Origin of the sequence: Paenibacillus sp. FSL P2-0089, assembly GCF_038595095.1 — a bacterium.
In the GTDB taxonomy this organism is placed as follows: Bacteria; Bacillota; Bacilli; order Paenibacillales; family Paenibacillaceae; genus Paenibacillus_AQ; species Paenibacillus_AQ silagei.
This window is the reverse complement of sequence record NZ_CP152006.1, coordinates 5,067,618-5,086,208: the sequence shown is the minus strand read 5'-3', so window position 1 is coordinate 5,086,208 and position 18,591 is coordinate 5,067,618. Positions and strand designations below refer to the sequence as shown.

Sequence of the window (18,591 nt, the reverse complement as noted above, 5' to 3'; positions counted from 1 at the left end):
GGAACAAGATGAGTGAGCAAGAAGTGGAAGCTATCGGCTGGGATGCCATTGAAGATCAGATGAAGAGACTGTACGGGCAACAGGAGCCGAAGCATTATGCGGCAATGCTGCCGTATAGCCTGGGAGGCAATGACCCGCTGAACGGAATCAGCGCTTATGCTGCCGAGCAGCCTTATCCGCATTGGCATTTCGTAACCTTCGGCTTCACCGAGCTGTTCGAGAAGGAGTCTGAAGACCTTGAATACAGCGGCTACGGCTTCGAGCTGACCTTCCGTCTGGCGCGTAGTGCAGGCGAGCAGGATCCTCCAGCCTGGGCGATCAATCTGCTGCAGAACATGGCCAGATATGTATTCTCCAGCGGAAATATCTTTGCTTCCGGCCATCACCTGGATGCCAATGGCCCGATTTGCCTGGGGGCGGATACTCAGCTGACAGCGCTGGCGTTCACCGATGACCCGGAGCTTCCGGCTGTGGAGACGCCGAACGGCCGTGTAGAATTCTTGCAGATGGTAGGAATCACAGCGGATGAGCTGGAAGCGATGATGTCCTGGAATACCAACGCCTTCCTGGAGGCCAGTCAGGAGGTGCTCCCTCTCTACATCACCGATCTTGCCCGGGATTCGCTGCTCCGGCTTCCGGCCATTCAGGAAGCGGTGCGTCAGGGTATCGACCGTGACGGTTCCCAGACGGGCATTCTGTATGTGGATGAACTGGATTATGAGCCGGGTACAAGCCGCCTGTTCAGTGCAGCACCTGCTGTCCTGACCATAGGCGCACGGCAGGCACCGACTATAGCCAAGCTGCTGCGCGGCCGTCTGCTGAAGGGGAAGCCGCTGACGCTGACCAGCAAGAAGCTGCAGGTGATGCTGGAGTTGAAACCCGTTAACGGGACTGTGGTCAACGAGGATTGTGTCCGCATCGGCTTGACGGAAGAGGTGGTCCTGGAATTGGAAGAGAAGCTCCAGCCTAAGGAAGGGGAGCTCCGGCTGTCTGCCGCCAAGGAGTTGAAGGTGCAGATCCGCAAGACCTACATCAAAGACCAGGAAGGCAATGTGGTCGAAACTATCGGCTAACCGCGCGGACGGCAGCTTTCTTTTCGGCAAATCATACCCGTCTATCTCAGAGCCGTTTCATGACGAAATTAAACATAGCCGTATTCCGGCCTGGAGACCAAATCTTTAGCTTATCTTTAGACTTGGTTTAGTCTGAATTAAGAAACCCCGGCTATATTTAAGTGAACAAGAAACGCTGTTCAAAATAACGGAACGGGAGCCCACTATGGCCAAATTGAATTTGTTTATCCGCGTGTGTATTGCCGTGCTGCTGGTGCTGGGCATTATCTATGTCGGCTCACTGGTAGACTTTATTTTTACCCCTGTTATCTCGTTGTTCAATGTTGTGATGGTGCCGTTAATGCTGGCCGTATTCTTCTATTATCTGCTTCGGCCCCTGATCGACTTCCTGTCCTCGCGCAAATTGAAGCGGACGCTGGCGATCCTGCTGGTCTATCTGGTCATTGCTGTTCTGCTGCTGGGCTTCACGGTAGGCGTCTGGCCATCGCTGCAAAGTCAGCTGCTGAACCTGGTCAACAATATGCCGGGTGTGCTGAGAGCAGTGGGGGAGCAGCTAAGTAAGCTGGAGAACACTGAGCTGCTGTCGGGACTGATTCCCGAGAATATGAACCTGTCCAGCCAATTGATGGGCTATTTGAATACAGGCTTCTCGCTGGCAACGGGCTATGTGTCCGGGCTGTTCTCCTTTGTCTCTAATTTTGCAATTGTGCTGTTCACCTTCCCGATCCTGCTGTTCTACATGCTGAAGGAGGGTGGGAAGTTCGGCGATAAGCTCGTGAGCTTCTTCCCGAGACGCTATCACGAGGAAGGCGCGGGGGTGGTTGCCGAGATTGATAACGTGATGGGCAGCTTCATCGTCGGCAGAGTGCTGGTCAATCTGGCGCTCGGCGTGCTCATGTACATCGGGTTCCTGTTCATCGGCCTGCCGTATGCACTGCTGCTGACGCTGGTGGCGGTGCTGATGAACTTTATCCCTTTTATCGGAGCCATTCTGTCTACCGTGCCAATCTTCATCATCGGTCTGATTGAGTCCCCGTCTACGGCGGTCTGGTCGATTGTGGTCGTGCTCGTTGCGCAGCAGATTCAGGATAACCTGGTGGCCCCTTATATCTTCGGCAAAAGTATGGATATCCACCCGCTGACCACCATCATTCTCGTCCTGGCCGGCGGCGATTTCGGCGGAATCATCGGCATCCTGGTTATTATTCCGGTCTACATGATGCTCAAGATCATCATCGTCAAGCTGTATCAGCTGTTCATCCGCAGGCGCTGGGATGAGGAGCCGGCAGCGCCGATGGGACCGGTAGAGCCGATGCCCGGGGACACGGCGCCGCCTGCGGATGCGGGGGAGTAAACGGAATTGAAAAAGGCAGATTAAGGACCGATTAGCGCGTAGGGGGTCCATAGAAATTGCGAGGTTGGACGAAGCAAGGGTGAGCTTGGATGAAGTGAGAGTGAACAAGGGTGAGGTTGGGGCAGAGTAATGGAAGATTTGGGTGAGAGGTGGAAAATAGGCACTTATTTCACGTGGAGTGGACTGTTACAGGGAAGCAGTTGGAAAAAGTACATCTAATATTCCAATATATAAGGATTCGCCTAAAGTCGGCTCCAACAAGTGTTCTTTATCCAACTAATCTTGGAAAGTGTGTCTGTAGCGCAAAATTAGATGGACTAAATCCACTTGCTTCCTCTGCTGCGTTCTGAGCTTAGCTTGATCCTCGTCCCACTATCAGATTAGGTATATAGATTAAAACAAACACACCGGAAATCAATCCATAACATGATTTCCGGTGTGTTTGTTTTGTTATATTCGTTTGTAATGTAATCAGCTACTTCGATGTTTTCTTAAACTTATAAGTATCCACTATACCTACTCCCGCATCAAAAACGTCCGCGTCCGCTCCAGCTTCGGGCTGCCGAAGATCTCCTCCGGTGTGCCGGATTCGGCAATGTCCCCGTTGTCCATGAAGAAGACGCGGTCGGCGACATCGCGGGCGAAGCTCATCTCATGGGTGACGATCATCATCGTCATGTTCTCCTCGGCGAGCTGGCGGATGACACGCAGCACCTCGCCGGTCAATTCGGGATCAAGCGCCGAGGTTGGTTCGTCGAACAGGAGAATGTCCGGGCTGAGCATCATCGCTCTGGCGATGGCGACCCGCTGCTTCTGCCCGCCCGACAGTGTGGAGGGATAGACGTCTGCTTTGTCAGCCAGGCCTACCTTCGAGAGCAGCTCCCGGCTCTTGGCCGTAATCTGCTGCACACTCTCCCGCTTCAGCGTGCGCGGGGCAAGCTCCAGGTTGTCCCGCACACTGAGATGCGGAAAAAGATTAAAATGCTGGAACACCATCCCCATACTTGAGGTGATGTCTCTAATATTCGCCGTACTGGCGTAGCGTCCATCCTCAACAAGCACTTTCCCGCAGATCGAGATGCTGCCTCCGGTGACCTCCTCCAGATGTACGAGACTGCGCAGCATGGTGCTTTTGCCGGAGCCCGAGGGCCCGATCACCGCAACGACTTCGCCGGGCTTCACGTCAAAGCTTATCTGGTTCAGCACACTGAGGCTGCCGAAGTCTTTCTTCAATTGACGTACTTCAATCATGCTACTCATAGCCAAACAGCCCTTCTACTCAAATTTGAAACGTTTCTCCAGCAGCTTGAAGAACAAGGTCAGCACCAGTGTCATCAGCAGATAAATAACGCCCGCAACGACAAAAGGAGTGACGGTAAAATCACGGTTCACCGCCGTCTTGGCGAAATTCAGCAGCTCAGGCACCGCCACGGCATACAGCAGAGCGGTATCCTTAACCAGCGTAATGGATTCATTGGCGACCGCAGGCAGCGCCACTCGGAACATCTGGGCGAGAATCACCTTGCGCAGCGTCTGCCACCGGCTTAAGCCCAGAACCTTGGCCGCCTCATGCTGGCCTTTATCGATCGAGAGCAGCCCGCCCCGGAAGATCTCGGCGAAATAAGCGCCGTAATTGAGAATAAAGCCCAGGCTGGCCGCTACAAAGCGGTCCATAACGAGATATTCCCCGATCACGGGAATCTGCGGCAGGCCGAAGCAGAAGAAGAACAATTGCAGCAAGAGCGGCGTTCCGCGCATGACGTAAATATAAGCGTGTGCGATCCAGGCCAGCGGCTTTAGCGTGCTTTTGGCCATCAGAGTGACCACCATCCCGAGCGGAATGGACAGCACGATCACAATCAGGAACAGCAGCACTGTGGTCCGGGCGCCTTCAAGCATCGGTCCGGAAATTCTAATAATATAATCGATATCCATGGCTTAACCGGCTCCTAAACGATAGCATCTAGTTCAATACCTTGTTCTCTCCGAACCACTTGGTTGAGATCTCAGCGGCGGTTCCGTCACTGTTCAGCTCATCCAGCGCCTTCTGCAGCTCTGTCAGCAGTTCATCATTGCCCTTCTTGATTCCAATACCATATTGCTCAGGAGCCAGTGATTCTTCCATCAGCTTATACGTATCCGGCTCCTTGGCTATGTAATATCTGGCGACAACCTCATCAATAACTACCCCATCCACACGGCCGGACTTGAGGTCTGTCAGAGCCAGGACATTGTCGGGGTATTCGGACACGTCCTTAAGCTCGGCTTTGATCGGACTGGCATCCAGGGCATCGGCGGCAGAGGAGAGGCTTTGCAATCCGACTTCTTTGCCGGCCAGATCCTTAAGCGCAGACAGCGATGAACCCGCCAGCACGACTACCACCTGGCTATTCTCCAGATAAGGCTTGGTGAACAGCACCTTCTCCTTGCGCTCGTCCGTGATGGTGTATCCGTTCCAGATCATATCAATCCGGCCGCTGTTCAGCTCGGATTCCTTGGCGGACCAGTCAATCGGCTGGAAGGTAACCTCCTTGCCCATCTTCTTGACAGCCGCTCGCGCATAGTCAATATCGAAGCCGACAAGCTCATTGTCATCATCCCGGAAGCCCATCGGGGCGAACTTGTCGTCTATGCCGATCACCAGCTTACCGTCCTTATTCCCTGAACTGGAGCAGCCGGACAGCACAGCAACAGCCAGCGCCATTAATAATAGTATCCATAATCCTTGCTTCTTCATTTCTCTAATCCTCCTAGTAGATTGCGTGCCGCATCTGCCTGCTTTAGTTCGTTAATACGTTATCAGGCTATCATAATAGCATATCATGTGAGCTTATGTCGATAGAGTTCATAGAGGCAGATGTGTCCAAAATAAATCTAATCCCGCCTCGCCGTGTATGCTTGTGTTCATGTGTGCTTATCCTCCGTATATACTGAAATCGCCTCCATCCCGGAAGAGCCGGAAATGAAGGCGGTTACTGTTAACGGCGGTATGTTGCGGGCATCAGACGGGTGGATTCACACTAGCTGCCCTGACTTTATTTTATCTCAATATTGCGTGTTGCCCGATTGGCTGGTCTTGCCCGAGGCAAAGCCCTTGAATAGGGTGGGCACATTGCGGTAGCGGGTATTGGTAATCCGGGCTGCGCTGCTGCTGCTGTCTGTGCGGAAGATGGAATCCTTGACGTTCGAAATGTCCGAGTTGTCCAGTGTGAAGTTCACCGTATAGGAGGTGCCGCCGTTCTGGCGGGCCAGCTTGCCGATATCATCGGCTCTGAAATTCTTAATGTTGATGGTGCCCGCAGCGTTCGCCTGAAACACTTTATCGTAGGCTTTGTACGCACCTCCGCCTGTAATATTGACGGTGCCGGAGGCCTTCAGGGTCAGGGCATCCTCGCCGACATCCTGCCAGGTTACGTTGGAGATGGTAGCGTTGCCGTAACAGTGCACCCCGTCTGCGCCGGGAGCGCCGATAATTACATTTTTGAGTGTAGCATTCTTTTCCAGCCGGAAGATGGGCTTCTGATTCTCTGCCTGGCTGCCGTCTCCGAGCGTGCTCGGATTGGCGACGAACGTCTGGCCATTGCCGTTATACGTCTCACCGGCCTTCACTACAATCGTCGAATTTACCACAATTGGCGATGCGGCTGATACCTCGGGGGGACTGGCAACATAGAACGAAGACAACAATGCAACCGACAGGAGCAAGCCAACTACCTTTTTCAAAAACATTCCGCCCTTCAACTGTAGAATTGAGATCCGGCGCACCGGTCCCTTGCGGGCATTCCAGCCAGATGTGCACCTCTGACTGCACCCGATATCTAACCTATTCAGAACACGTGTGCATAGAACATAAACCTTACATGGATATCAATTTCCATAATTCCGACACAATTGGGCAAGGGTTGCAAGCTGAGAGATAAAGGATAACAATGGTAGAATAATAGAGCAATAGAAGCGGAGGAGAATAGAATGACCCAGGAAGAATTTGACGAGATGATGGAGATTCAGTGGCAGAGAGAGAAAGAAGAGAAGGTGAAGAAGTACAGCATTCTGAATACCTTGGCGCTAAAAGGGCAGACCGTTCTGGCGGGCTCCTCGCTGATGGAGTTTTTTCCGGTGAATGAATTACAGCAGACGCTGGAGAAGCAGACGGTGATCTATAACCGCGGGATTGCAGGCTATGTAACCCGGGAATTGCTTGAAGTGCTGGAGGTATGCGTGCTTGCGCTTGCGCCTTCGAAGCTGTTCATTAATATCGGCACCAACGACATCAGCTCAGCGGACGGGGAGTATAAGCTGGAGAAGCTGCTTGCGAATTACAATGAGATTCTGACCCGAATTAGAGAGAGGCTGCCGGAGTGCAAGGTGTATGTCATGGCGTATTATCCGGTGAATGCCAAGGCCGAGTTCCCCGGAATGGATGAGGAGATGCGGGAGAACTACTTCAGAACGAGAACCAATGCGGCTTTATTGGAAGCGAACAGCGCGGTGGAACAATTAGCCGGGAAGCACGGGTATGAGTTCATTAATGTGAATGAGGGACTTACGGACGCTGAAGGGAATCTGAAGGAAGAGTATACGATGGACGGAGTTCATATGTATGGGAACGGGTACTCCGTGGTTCTTGATAATCTGAAAAAGTATCTATAAGCAGCAACACGCAGCAAGAGCAGCGGTCCTCCAGTAGCCGGGGAGACGCTGCTCTTGCTGTTCACAACCCTCAGATCAATTCCCGCCGCCGCTTCAGATACACATACAGCACAATTCCCGATATGGAGCAGACGGCTGCGCACAGCCCGATGAACCCGTACCCCGCCTGGAGACCGCGGAGCAGGCCAAGTTCGGTAGTGCTGCCGTATATCCCTTTGACGGTCTCAATGACCCAGCCGATAATATAGTTGCCGATGACGCTCCCGAGGCCCATTAGGGTGACCACAAAGGTAATAGCCGTATCGCTTCCGTTCGGGTAACGGCGGGCAATAAAAGCCATCACGGTAGGATAGATAATAGCGATCCCGGCCCCGGATAGGGCGAACAGAAAGGCGAGTCGCTCCCCGCCGGCCAGGGCGGCGAAGGTGCAGATGGCCGAGAAGCAGGAGAAGATAATCAGCGAGAGCACGAAGCCGATCCGGTCTGTCAGTGCACCCAGCAAGAGCCGTCCCAGGGAGAATAGCAGGAAGAAGGCTGACAGTAAGCCGGAAGCGCGGACGGTATCCCAGGCGTAGGCTTTTTCCAGAAAGTTAACCAGCCAGCCGCCCACAGCCAGCTCTGAGACCACGCCGAAGGACAGAATCATCACCATCATCCAGAGCGCGGGATCGCGCGTCAGGGTACGGAAGGAGGTGCGGTCCTCATTCGGCAGATCATCCCCGGGAAACGTGCTGCGCAGCGCCGACAGAATCGGCAGCAGGCAGAGCGATAGCATGACCAGATACATCCCCCGCCAGTCCAGCGTATGACCGAATACACTCAGCGACATCACCCCGGTTGCCAGCAGCGGCGCTACAGTTGAGCTTAGGCCATAGAAGAAGTGGGATAGGTTCATCATCATTCCCGTGTTTTTGACGAAAATCCGTGCTCCCAGAATTGCCAGCCCGATCTCCAGCATCCCGTTCCCGATATACATCAGGAAGTAGGAGGAGGCGAACATTGGATAGCTGTGCGACAGGAAAATCAGCACCCCTGAGAGGACCATGGAGGCGAACGAAATAACAGTAACGGCCTTAATTCCCCATTTGCGGACAAGAATAGCCGTGAACGAGCAGGCGATCAGATAGCCAAGCGCATTAAGCGAGAGCAGGGTGCCGAGCTGCCCCTCATTCAGATTGAAGGCGAGCTGAATCCGCGGGATGGCGGGCCCTTTAATATTCTCCGAGATGCCAAAGACGACAAAGCCCAGGAAGATAGTGACAAGTTGCATGATATAAACGGTATTGCGTTTGCTTGCAGAGTTGCGGGACTGAGCTTTCAAGGTAAATTGCCTCCTGGAAGATTGCGTGTTGGAATACGTGTATTGTAGTTATTTTACGGTGAAAGGGCAAGGGTTACTTGTTCAATCTCCCTACATAAAGAAAGCCCGCACAGGCAGGGGATGATAACTTTCCTGCGGTGTACGAGCATTTGGAGGAATTGGACCGGTTGAACCGCCTTTGCTCATTTTTTAGCCCTACATTTAAGAGATTCTAAATATGCTTACATTACTGTAAGTGTCAGATTGTCCTGTGATTTGCAAGTTTAACCCCGTAATCCCTTGTGCCGTGACTGGGAAAATAAGCTCTGTGTTGGCCGTAGTTACATTTATCAGACCACTGGCCGCCAGGGCCAGGCCGCCAGAGCCTGTAGTTCCTCCAGCAGCTTTATACAGATAGGAGGGGAAGGGGGTAATTGCACCGTTCAAAGTAGGTATAACAGTTATAATATCGGCACTTGCAGAGGTATCACTAATAAACAATCGAATGTTGTAGGCAACAAAATAAATGCCTGTTTCTGGTATCACTATACTTTGGTTACCGCCGGTACCTCCAAGGGTAATCCCCTGAGCAAATACCGTATTGAACGGGATATTAACCGGGACGCCATTAGTTACTGCTGTGTTATTGACCGGAACAAATCGTCCATGAGTGGCCAATATATTCGGCCCTGTGATTCCAGTAGCCCCAGTGAGGCCAGTAGCGCCGGTAAGGCCGGTAGCCCCAGTGAATCCGGTGCTTCCGGTGACTCCGGTAAGGCCGGTAGCCCCAGTGACTCCGGTGACTCCGGTGACTCCGGTAAGGCCGGTAGCCCCAGTGACTCCGGTGACTCCGGTGACTCCGGTCGGCCCTGTTGCCCCTTCTCCTGGACCAGTAGGTCCGGTCACTCCGGTTGGCCCCGTGGCCCCTCCCCCTGGACCGGTAGGTCCGGTCACTCCGGTTGGCCCCGTGGTTCCTCCCCCTGGACCAGTAGGTCCGGTCACTCCGGTTGGCCCCGTGGCCCCTCCCCCTGGACCGGTAGGTCCGGTCACTCCGGTTGGCCCCGTGGTCCCTCCCCCTGGACCGGTAGGTCCGGTCACTCCGGCTGGCCCCGTTGCCCCTCCCCCAGGCCCCGTAGGTCCGGTCACTCCGGCTGGCCCCGTAGCCCCTCCCCCTGGACCGGTAGGTCCGGTCACTCCGGTTGGCCCCGTGGTCCCTCCACCGTTATGTTCTCCAAGCAGTTCTTCAGATACTAAGCGGTGAGCGGTGACCAGTTGACCAGTACTACTCTTGCCCCACACCGAAATTTGAACGACATTGCTCAACTCAGTCACACTATCAGATGTAACAAATATAAATTCAAAACCATTAAAATCAGCATAATAATTCTTCGTAATGACTTGATTTGCTGCAAGCTGGACAACTTCGCTAACGTACAAGACCCTTGTTCCCGCATTCAGATAATACCCCTGAATAGATACAGAGAACGCCGAGCTCACGCTGCGATTATCGATTTTAACAGTAACCTGCTGAGTAGGCCTCACTCCGCTAACCGGGTTATTTTCGATCGGTCCTGTTGATAAAAAGGCCATTGCTTGATCACTTCCTGTCCGTATAATTGAATTTCGTTCCATCAGCAGCACACTTAATGATTAATATAGTAATATTCAGACTTACTGGTTTGGTGTGGACTTAGGAAGCCCCATATAACCGCAAAAAACCCGCAAGGATACTCTCCTGTGCAGGCTGTTACTTTTTCTTTAGCATATTTCAAGCTACCGCAGCTCGCTCGGTGTGCGCAGCTTGACCTGCTTGAACACACGGTTGAAGGTGCGGATATTGGTGAAGCCGCATTCCAGCGCGATATCCAGGATACTTTTGTCCGTATTAAGCAGCAGCCGCTCCGCCTGGTTGACGCGGATGCTATTCAGGTAGGCGACGTAGCTCATGCCTGAGATGCTTTTGAAGAAGCGGGAGAAATAGAACAGACTCATGTTAGCGTGGCGGGCAGCGTCGGCCAGCGTGATGGGGTGCATGTAATGGACGTCCAGGTATTCCAGCACCTCCTGCATGATCTTCATGTTCGTAATGCGCCGCTTATCCTTGTGGGGATTAACGATATCCAGCGGCAGCTGCCGCAGAATCAGGGCACACAGCTCGTGCAGCAGCCCGGTCATCAGCTGCTCGTGATGTGGAGGCTTCTGAAGATGCTCCTGCAGCAGCTCCTGCATGATCGCGGGCAGGCGGCCGCGAATTCGTGCTTCGTCCGGGCCGGACGGATGCTGCTCCAGAAAAGGGGAGGTCAGCCGCATATTAAGCGGCCAGCCGGCGGGGAACCCGATCAGCGAAGGATTGAAAATAATCATCAGCAGCTTGGACTGGCTGTTCTTGCTGTCATAATAATGAATATCCCCGCTGCTGCATACAGCCAGATCCCCGGAGTTCAAGAGCCGCGTCTCCGAGTTGATCCCCATGCGGATGGAGCCCTCCAGCACATAGACAATCTCCAGATCGTTATGCCAATGAGCCAGGAAATCTATATTGTGACTCACAAAAGCCGTGAAGGGAAACGCGGATTGATAGGTTCTGTTCTCGTGAAAAGCTCGCATGCTTACTCCTGTTCTCCACATTCCCGGCCGATGGTCAGGAAGCGGTTTCAATATTTTGCTGCTAACAGCATCATGCAACCTTAAATTTAGCAAAAAATGACCATTCCCACAAGCAAAATGACGAGCAAGAAGGCTCGTAATGGATTACAATTTCTTCAGGAAGACCTGATCTGAATCAATCTATAACCCAAACTTGGATAAATAGGACAAAAAGGAGAGGTTGATATGGCAAAGAAGGCATTGATTGTAAAAGGTGGATGGGACGGGCATGAACCGAATGAGGTAGGGGCTCTTTTTGCAGATATCCTTACGAGTGAAGGCTTCGAGGTTGAAGTCTCGGATACGCTAGACAGCTTCAATGATGTGGAGGCGCTTAAGGCGCTGAACCTGATTGTACCGGTGTGGACCATGGGCGAAATCAAGGGGGAGCAGTGTTCGGCGGTTGTTGCGGCTGTGGCTTCCGGCGTAGGCATCGCTGGCTGTCACGGCGGGATGTGCGACTCCTTCCGGACCAATACGGAATGGCAATTTCTGACCGGATCGCAATGGGTGGCGCATCCCTTCAATGATGGGGTGGATTATGAAGTGAATATCGTGAAATCCGGCTCCAGCCCTATTGTAGAAGGCATGCAGGACTTCATGGTGAAGTCTGAGCAGTATTATCTGCATGTCGATCCAGCAGTGAATGTACTGGCTACCACTACTTTTGTCATGAGTGAAGGCGAGCATTCGGCCAATGGTGTCATCACGATGCCGGTGGTCTATACGAAGAAATGGGGCCAGGGCAAGGTATTCTATAACGCGCTTGGACATCATGCGGATGTGTTCGATATCCCGGAGGCCAAGGAACTGATGCGCCGGGGCTTCTTGTGGGCAGCTAAATAAACGAAGGACAAGGTGGGATACAGCGTGCGTAAAGTTAAAATTGGGATTGTTGGCTGCGGGAATATCAGCGGCATTTATTTTGAGAATTTGACGGGTACCTTCAAGAATACGGAGGTCTACGCCTGTTCGGATCTGAATCTGGAGCGGGCGCAGCAGGCGGCAGAGCAGTACGGAGTGCCGAATGTCTGGACAACAGCGGAGCTGCTGGCTTCGGATGAGATTGAGATTGTTGTGAATCTGACGACGCCAAATTATCACTTCGAGGTGTGTAAGCAGGCGCTGCTCGCAGGCAAGCATGTCTATGTGGAGAAGCCGCTGTCGTTGTCGCTTGAGAACGGAACCGAGCTGGTCGCATTGGCAAAAGAAAAGAATCTGTTCATCGGCTGTGCTCCTGACACCTTCCTCGGAGGCGGTCTGCAAACCTGCGCCAAGCTGATTGCAGACGGATATATCGGCGAGCCGGTGGCGGCAACGGCCTTCATGCTCTGCCATGGTCATGAGAGCTGGCACCCGGACCCTGAATTCTACTATCAGGCCGGCGGCGGCCCGATGTTCGATATGGGGCCGTATTATCTGACGGCTCTGGTATCCTTGCTGGGCCCGGCGACTACGGTATGCGGCATGACCAAGACCTCTTTCCCTACCCGGACGATCACCAGTGAGAAGAAGTTCGGCAAGGTTGTAGAGGTTGAAGTCCCTACGCATGTGGCCGGAACGATCCAGTTCGCCAGCGGAGCAGTTGCAACGATGATTACCAGCTTCGATGTCTGGCACAGCACGTTGCCGCGTATCGAGATCTACGGCTCGCTGGGCACCCTGATTGTGCCGGATCCGAACACCTTCGGCGGCCCGATCCTCCTACGTCCAGCGCATAGCTCAGAGTTCAAAGAAATTCCGGTGGTTCATAGCTATGAGGGGAACAGCCGGGGCATCGGCGTAGCGGATATGGCGCGCTGCATCGAGACCGGAGAGACTCCGCGTGCGAACGGCGAGCTGGCGAATCATGTGCTGGAGATGATGCACGCCTTCCACACCAGCTCAGACACTAAGCGCTACGCGGAGCTGACCACCACCTGCGACCAGCCGAAGCCGCTGGCTCCGGGACTGATTAAGGGATATTTGGAATAATTAATAGTAAGAGAGAGATACAGAGAGATTCAAAGAGGTATAAAGAGGTACAGTGAGGTAAAGAGGACTAGTAATAGGCAGCGTTCCTGTCTCCGGTATTCGGGGAGGGGCGCTGTTTTTTTATTGTTAGGGAAATTATGAGAGTGCACCCGATCTCACCTGACGCGTGCTAAATATGCTAATGAGGAGCACTAGTGCTCCTCATTATGCCGAATGCCGCCAGAAGTAGACGAATGGAGAAGGGGAAGGGCAAACTGCTGTACACCTCGTCGCGCCATCGCTCCGTTGCTGCTGCTTGAAGCAAGTGGAAAAAGGGCACTTGCTTTAACGCAGAATCACAAAAGTAGGAAAACGAGTGGAAAAAGTACATTTAATTCTGCCTGAAATGTCCAGAGGCAGGGAAATGGAACATAGTAGATGCTGTTTATCCAATTAAATGCCCTCCGAAGCCTATTTGACGGAATTTAAATGTACAATTTCCACCTACTGCTTATACCCGCGAGCTTCCCGGCACCCACTATCTATCAACTACCCTACCCACCCACCCACCCACCCACCGACTATCTACCGACTATCTACCCACTACCCATTTACTACTCCAACTACTAAATTACCCGTTAAATCATCTACTAGGCCAGCACATATTGACAACTTGTATATACAGGTTTACACTGTGTGAGGTGTTTGATCTTGTATATACAAGTGTAATGAATGACCATAAAGCGATTTTTGCTGAGGACAACACAGAAATTCTACATGGAGGTGCTAACTTTGAGTCAAGCCCGGCATTCGGAATGGTGGCGGCGGTCCACCGTGTATCAGGTGTATCCGAAGAGCTTCAAGGATACGACAGGTAGCGGAACAGGAGATATAAGAGGCCTGACGGAGAAGCTGGATTATTTGCAGGAGCTGGGGATTGATATTGTCTGGCTGCAGCCGGTCTATGTCTCGCCCGGCCATGATAACGGTTACGATGTAGCGGATTATGAGCGGATCAACCCGGAATTCGGCACGATGGAGGACTTCGACGAGCTGGTAGCGGAGCTGCACCGGCGTGGAATGAAGCTGATGATGGATATCGTAGTGAACCATACCTCAACAGAGCATGAGTGGTTCAAGCAGGCGATCTCCAGCAGGGATAATCCGTACCGCGATTATTATATCTGGAAAGACCCGGCGCCAGGCGGGGGAGTACCGAACAATTGGCAGTCGAAATTCGGCGGTCCCGCCTGGCAATTCGATGAGGCGTCAGGCCAATATTATCTTACTCTTTTTGACAAGACGCAGGCGGATTTGAACTGGGAGAACCCTCAGGTCCGCAGCGCGGTGAACCAGATGATGCTGTTCTGGGCCCGCAAGGGTGTGGACGGCTTCCGCATGGATGTGATTAACCTGATCTCCAAGGACCAGCGCTTCCCGGATGATGACGGAAGTGTGCCGCCCGGAGACGGGCGGAAGTACTATACAGACGGTCCACGGGTCCACGAATACATCCGGGCGATGTACGATAAGGTGTTTGGCCCGCATGAGCTGGTTACGGTCGGTGAGATGTCCTCTACAACACTTGAACATTGCATCCGTTACTCCAATCCTGAGCGGCGGGAATTCTCAATGACGTTCAACTTCCACCATCTGAAGGTGGATTATCCAAACGGCCGGAAATGGGAGCTGATGCCTTATGATTTCGAGGCGCTGAAACGGCTGTTCTCGGAGTGGCAGACCGGGATGCAGCAGGGCGGGGGCTGGAACGCATTATTTTTCAATAACCATGATCAGCCGCGCGCCCTCTCCCGGTTCACAGACGATGACAAGTACCGCGAGGAGAGCGCCAAGCTGCTGGCAACCACCCTGCATGGACTTCAAGGCACGCCGTATGTCTATCAGGGAGAAGAGATCGGGATGCCGAATCCCAAGTGGCGGGGTATTGAAGAATTCCGCGATATCGAGTCGCTGAATATGTACCGGATTCTGTGTGAGCAGGGGGTAAGCCCCGGGGAGGCTCTCGCTATCCTGCAAGAACGTTCAAGGGACAACTCCCGTACGCCGATGCAGTGGGATACAAGCGCGAATGCAGGCTTCACCACCGGAACTCCTTGGCTAAAAGTGGATGAGCGGTACCCGGACATCAATGTGCAGAAGGAGCGGGAGCGGCCGGATTCGATCTTCCATCACTACCGCAAGCTGATCGCTCTGCGCAAGGCGCATGCGGTCTTCACCGACGGCATCTACCGCAGACTGGACGAAGCACATCCCGAGGTGTTTGCTTATGCACGGATGGGGGACGGCGAGGCGCTGGTGGTGATCTCGAACTTCAGCGGCAAGGATGTCCGCTTCCGGTTCCCGGAGGAGCACTGGGCGGACTTAAATGTAGCCGGGAAGGACAGGCTTCTGCTTGCCAATACGGATGAGCATCCCTCACTGACTCAAGAGCTTCAGCTTAGTCCGTATGCTTCATACCTGTGGCTGATCAGCCGGAACTAAAGGAAGCTGGACCTAAAGAAATGTACTTAAATATAGAAGCAACGCCCGCTAAGAGAAGCAACAACTGGTAAGCATTTATCAACTACGCGAGGAGTGACAATATGGCTATAGACCGCAAAAATGTTGAAGATATCGTCCGGGCGGTTGGAGGCAAGGAAAATATTGAGGTTGCAACGCATTGTGTTACCCGGCTGAGGTTCTCACTCTATGACGAGAGCAAGGTGGATTCGGCGGCGCTGGACCGCAACGACCTTGTGAAGGGACAATTTTCTTCCCAGGGACAATTCCAGATTGTTATCGGACCGGGAACGGTAGATAAAGTCTATGATGAGATGATTCAGCTGACCGGCGGCTCCCGCTCCTCCAAGGATGAGGTGAAATCAGCCGCTGCCCGCAAGCAGAACCCGCTTCAGCGGGCGATCAAGACGCTGGCCGATATTTTTATTCCCATTCTTCCGGCCATCGTAACTGCGGGTCTGTTGCTGGGGATCAATAACCTGCTGACCGGCCCGGGGATCTTCTTCAGCCAGTCACTGGTGGATGTCTATCCGCAGTGGAAGGATATTGCGGCGATCATCAATACGATTGCCAGCACGGCGTTTACCTTCTTGCCGGCTCTGATCGGCTGGGCGGCCGTGACCCGCTTCGGGGGCAGTCCGCTGCTCGGGATTGTGCTGGGTCTGATTCTGGTTCATCCAGACTTATTAAGTGCTTACAGCTATGCTAACGCTTCTACGGAAGGGACGGTTCCAACCTGGAATCTGTTCGGCTGGCATCTGGAGCGGATCGGTTATCAGGGGCAGGTCCTGCCGGTCCTGGTATCGGCCTATATTCTTGCCAGTATTGAGAAATTCCTGGATAAGCGGGTTCATGATTCGATCAAATTGCTCGTGGTCGCACCCGTGACTCTGCTGATTACAGGGTTCCTGGCCTTCACCATCATCGGACCGGTTACGTTCGGCATTGCGAATGCCATTACCTCCGGACTGATCTATGTTTTCGATCATTTCGCCATCCTCGGCGGCTTAATCTACGGCGGATTCTATTCGCTGCTGGTCATTACGGGCATGCATCACACCTTCCTGGCCGTGGATGTTCAGCTAATCGGCAGCGAAGGAGGCACGTTCCTCTGGCCGATGCTGGCGCTCTCCAACATTGCCCAGGGTGCGGCCGCACTGGCTATGATGTTCGTGATTAGAGAACAGAAGACGAAGGGGCTGGCTGTTACCTCCTCCGTCTCGGCTTTCCTTGGAGTCACCGAGCCGGCGATCTTCGGGGTAAATATCCGCTACCGTTACCCGTTCATCTTCGGGATGATCGGCTCCGCGATGGCCGGAGTGCTGCTGACCGTGAATCAGGTCCGGGCCACTTCCATTGGTGTAGGGGGAGTTCCCGGCTTCCTGTCGATCTTCCCTAACCAGTGGGGCGTATTCTTCATCGGGATGGCGATCGTACTGATTGTGCCGTTTGTTGCCACGGTGCTGTATGGCCGGGCAGTTGTGCAGCGTGCAGCGAAAAGCCCGTCAGAGGCAACAGATCTGACGGATGCTAAGCCTGCGTCCAAAAGCGGGGAACTGAACAGCCGCAGCTCCGTTCAAGGCTCGCAGGAGCCGGTGAATATTCTGGAGCTGGCCTCGCCGCTCAGCGGAACGGCAGTGCCGCTGGAGCAGGTTCCTGATCCTGCATTTGCCGAGAAGCAGATGGGTGAAGGGATTGCCATTGAACCCGCCGAGGGTAAGGTGTATGCTCCGTTTGATGCTACAGTGGCACATGTGATTAAGAGCAAGCATGCGCTGATTCTGGAGCATGCCAGCGGAGTCCAGGTGCTGATCCATGTCGGGATCAACACCGTGTCGCTGAAGGGCAGCGGCTTCACCACACGTGCCAATATCGGCGATAAAGTGAAGGCTGGCGAGCTTTTGCTGGAATTCGATATGGAGGCCATCCGCGCCGCAGGATATCCATTAATCACTCCAATCATTATCCCCGCAGGGCAGGATATGGTGGAGCGGATTGAGGAGAAGACCGGACCGGCAACGGCGAAGCAGACAAGTATTCTGACGGTTCATCTGAAGGGTTGAGCTGAGCGGATCAGGCATACAATATAAGGAATGGAGGACAGCCCTGCGGGGCTGTTTTCTACAATTATAGAATTATAAACTCTGTCCTGCAGCCAGGGCGTGTTACAATATAGGGCGGTGATGATCGATGAGAGAGAATATATTTTTGCAGATCTATACGGAATATAGCAACCGTATTCATTCCGGCCAGCTTGCGCCCGGAACCAAGCTGCCCTCCGAGAGTGAGCTGGCGGAGGCTTACCAGACTTCGCGGGAGACGGTGCGCAAGGCGCTGAATCTCCTGTTCCGTGAGGGCTACATTAACAAAATCAAAGGCAAAGGCTCGTTCGTGCTGGATATGACGCGGATGGATTTTCCTGTGACCGGGCTGATTTCATTTCAGGAAATGTCCGGGACGCTCGGGGTTACCTCGCGGACACTGGTAGAGGAGACGGTCCTGGAGCCGGCAGGCTCCCTGCTGGCCAGACAACTGCATATCGCCGAAGAGACTCAGGTGTGGAAGGTGATCCGCGCCAGAGAGATTGAAGCCGAACGGATTATTCTGGACAAAGACTATTTCCGCTCAGATATCGTCCCATTTCTGAGCAAGGAGATTGCAGAAGGCTCTATTTATGAATACCTGGAGTCTGAGCTGGGTCTTAAGATCAGTTATGCCAAAAAGCTGATTTCTGTTGAGCCCTCAACCGGGGAGGATCAGCGCCTGCTGGACCTGAAGCAATATACGCATATTGTCGTAGTGCGCAACTATGTGTATCTTGAGAATACCGTGCTGTTTCAATATACCGAGTCCCGGCACCGGCTGGACAAATTTCAGTTTGTGGATTTTGCCAGAAGGGTTAGGCGGTGAACGGTCAGGCACAGGCAGGCGAGGGAGCATTCCTGAAATAGCTGAATATGAAGCACCATAAGGCAGGGCGTTCACGTATAAACGTGCGTTCTGCTTCTTTTTTATGACTTTTTGTAGGAATTGTCGACAATTTTCGATTATTTGTGAGAATTTTGTGAGAATGATTTGCTTTTATTAGGGATAGG

15 protein-coding genes are annotated in these 18,591 nt (G+C 53.2%); 8 read left to right on the top strand and 7 right to left on the bottom strand.

Annotation, left to right across the window (positions count from 1 at the left end; genetic code table 11):
• Positions 1-8: 8 nt before the first annotated feature.
• Positions 9-1,073: a suppressor of fused domain protein gene (locus NST69_RS21345; RefSeq protein ID WP_036732071.1), complete on the top strand. Its 1,065-nt coding sequence runs from the start codon at positions 9-11 to the stop codon at positions 1,071-1,073.
• A 205-nt stretch (positions 1,074-1,278) separates the two neighbouring features.
• Positions 1,279-2,427, top strand: a complete 1,149-nt coding sequence (locus tag NST69_RS21340) for an AI-2E family transporter (protein ID WP_081751381.1) — start codon at positions 1,279-1,281, stop codon at positions 2,425-2,427.
• A 516-nt stretch (positions 2,428-2,943) separates the two neighbouring features.
• Here NST69_RS21340 and NST69_RS21335 read toward each other — a convergent pair.
• The 4 genes from NST69_RS21335 to NST69_RS21320 all read right to left on the bottom strand — a co-directional run bounded on the left by NST69_RS21335 (position 2,944) and on the right by NST69_RS21320 (position 6,156).
• On the bottom strand, positions 2,944-3,687 hold the full coding sequence (locus NST69_RS21335) for an amino acid ABC transporter ATP-binding protein (protein ID WP_036731530.1): 744 nt from the start codon (positions 3,685-3,687) through the stop codon (positions 2,944-2,946).
• Between the two features lie 15 nt (positions 3,688-3,702).
• Positions 3,703-4,362 carry an amino acid ABC transporter permease gene (locus NST69_RS21330; RefSeq protein WP_036731532.1) on the bottom strand — a complete coding sequence of 220 codons (660 nt, stop codon included), beginning with the start codon at positions 4,360-4,362 and terminating at the stop codon, positions 3,703-3,705.
• A gap of 28 nt (positions 4,363-4,390) precedes the next feature.
• Positions 4,391-5,164, bottom strand: a complete 774-nt coding sequence (locus NST69_RS21325; protein ID WP_209871631.1) for an amino acid ABC transporter substrate-binding protein — start codon at positions 5,162-5,164, stop codon at positions 4,391-4,393.
• Between the two features lie 308 nt (positions 5,165-5,472).
• Positions 5,473-6,156 (bottom strand): pectate lyase, encoded by a 684-nt coding sequence (locus NST69_RS21320; protein WP_036731535.1) that lies wholly within the window; start codon positions 6,154-6,156, stop codon positions 5,473-5,475.
• 240 nt (positions 6,157-6,396) lie between these two features.
• On the opposite strand from NST69_RS21320, the gene NST69_RS21315 reads away from it, so the two are divergent.
• Positions 6,397-7,077, top strand: a complete 681-nt coding sequence (locus NST69_RS21315; RefSeq protein ID WP_342547057.1) for a GDSL-type esterase/lipase family protein — start codon at positions 6,397-6,399, stop codon at positions 7,075-7,077.
• 70 nt (positions 7,078-7,147) lie between these two features.
• Here NST69_RS21315 and NST69_RS21310 read toward each other — a convergent pair whose 3' ends face one another.
• The 3 genes from NST69_RS21310 to NST69_RS21300 all read right to left on the bottom strand — a co-directional run bounded on the left by NST69_RS21310 (position 7,148) and on the right by NST69_RS21300 (position 10,984).
• Positions 7,148-8,347, bottom strand: coding sequence for an MFS transporter (locus NST69_RS21310; protein ID WP_342550206.1), 1,200 nt, complete (start codon positions 8,345-8,347; stop codon positions 7,148-7,150).
• Positions 8,348-8,599: 252 nt separating this feature from the next.
• On the bottom strand, positions 8,600-9,967 hold the full coding sequence (locus NST69_RS21305; protein ID WP_342547056.1) for a hypothetical protein: 1,368 nt from the start codon (positions 9,965-9,967) through the stop codon (positions 8,600-8,602).
• 183 nt (positions 9,968-10,150) lie between these two features.
• Positions 10,151-10,984, bottom strand: coding sequence for an AraC family transcriptional regulator (locus NST69_RS21300; protein WP_036731542.1), 834 nt, complete (start codon positions 10,982-10,984; stop codon positions 10,151-10,153).
• A gap of 225 nt (positions 10,985-11,209) precedes the next feature.
• Here NST69_RS21300 and NST69_RS21295 point away from each other — a divergent pair, with 225 nt between their 5' ends.
• The 5 genes from NST69_RS21295 to treR all read left to right on the top strand — a co-directional run bounded on the left by NST69_RS21295 (position 11,210) and on the right by treR (position 18,406).
• The gene (locus NST69_RS21295) at positions 11,210-11,869 is read left to right on the top strand and encodes a ThuA domain-containing protein (protein ID WP_342547055.1); all 660 of its coding nucleotides are present in this window, start codon (positions 11,210-11,212) and stop codon (positions 11,867-11,869) included.
• Positions 11,870-11,893: 24 nt separating this feature from the next.
• On the top strand, positions 11,894-12,997 hold the full coding sequence (locus NST69_RS21290) for a Gfo/Idh/MocA family oxidoreductase (RefSeq protein ID WP_342547054.1): 1,104 nt from the start codon (positions 11,894-11,896) through the stop codon (positions 12,995-12,997).
• Positions 12,998-13,753: 756 nt separating this feature from the next.
• Positions 13,754-15,478, top strand: coding sequence for an alpha,alpha-phosphotrehalase (treC, locus tag NST69_RS21285; protein WP_342547053.1), 1,725 nt, complete (start codon positions 13,754-13,756; stop codon positions 15,476-15,478).
• Between the two features lie 101 nt (positions 15,479-15,579).
• Entirely contained in the window at positions 15,580-17,559 is a 1,980-nt protein-coding gene (gene treP / locus NST69_RS21280; RefSeq protein WP_342547052.1) for a PTS system trehalose-specific EIIBC component, read from the top strand.
• A gap of 127 nt (positions 17,560-17,686) precedes the next feature.
• The gene (treR, locus tag NST69_RS21275; RefSeq protein ID WP_340979807.1) at positions 17,687-18,406 is read left to right on the top strand and encodes a trehalose operon repressor; all 720 of its coding nucleotides are present in this window, start codon (positions 17,687-17,689) and stop codon (positions 18,404-18,406) included.
• The last annotated feature ends 185 nt before the right edge of the window (positions 18,407-18,591 follow it).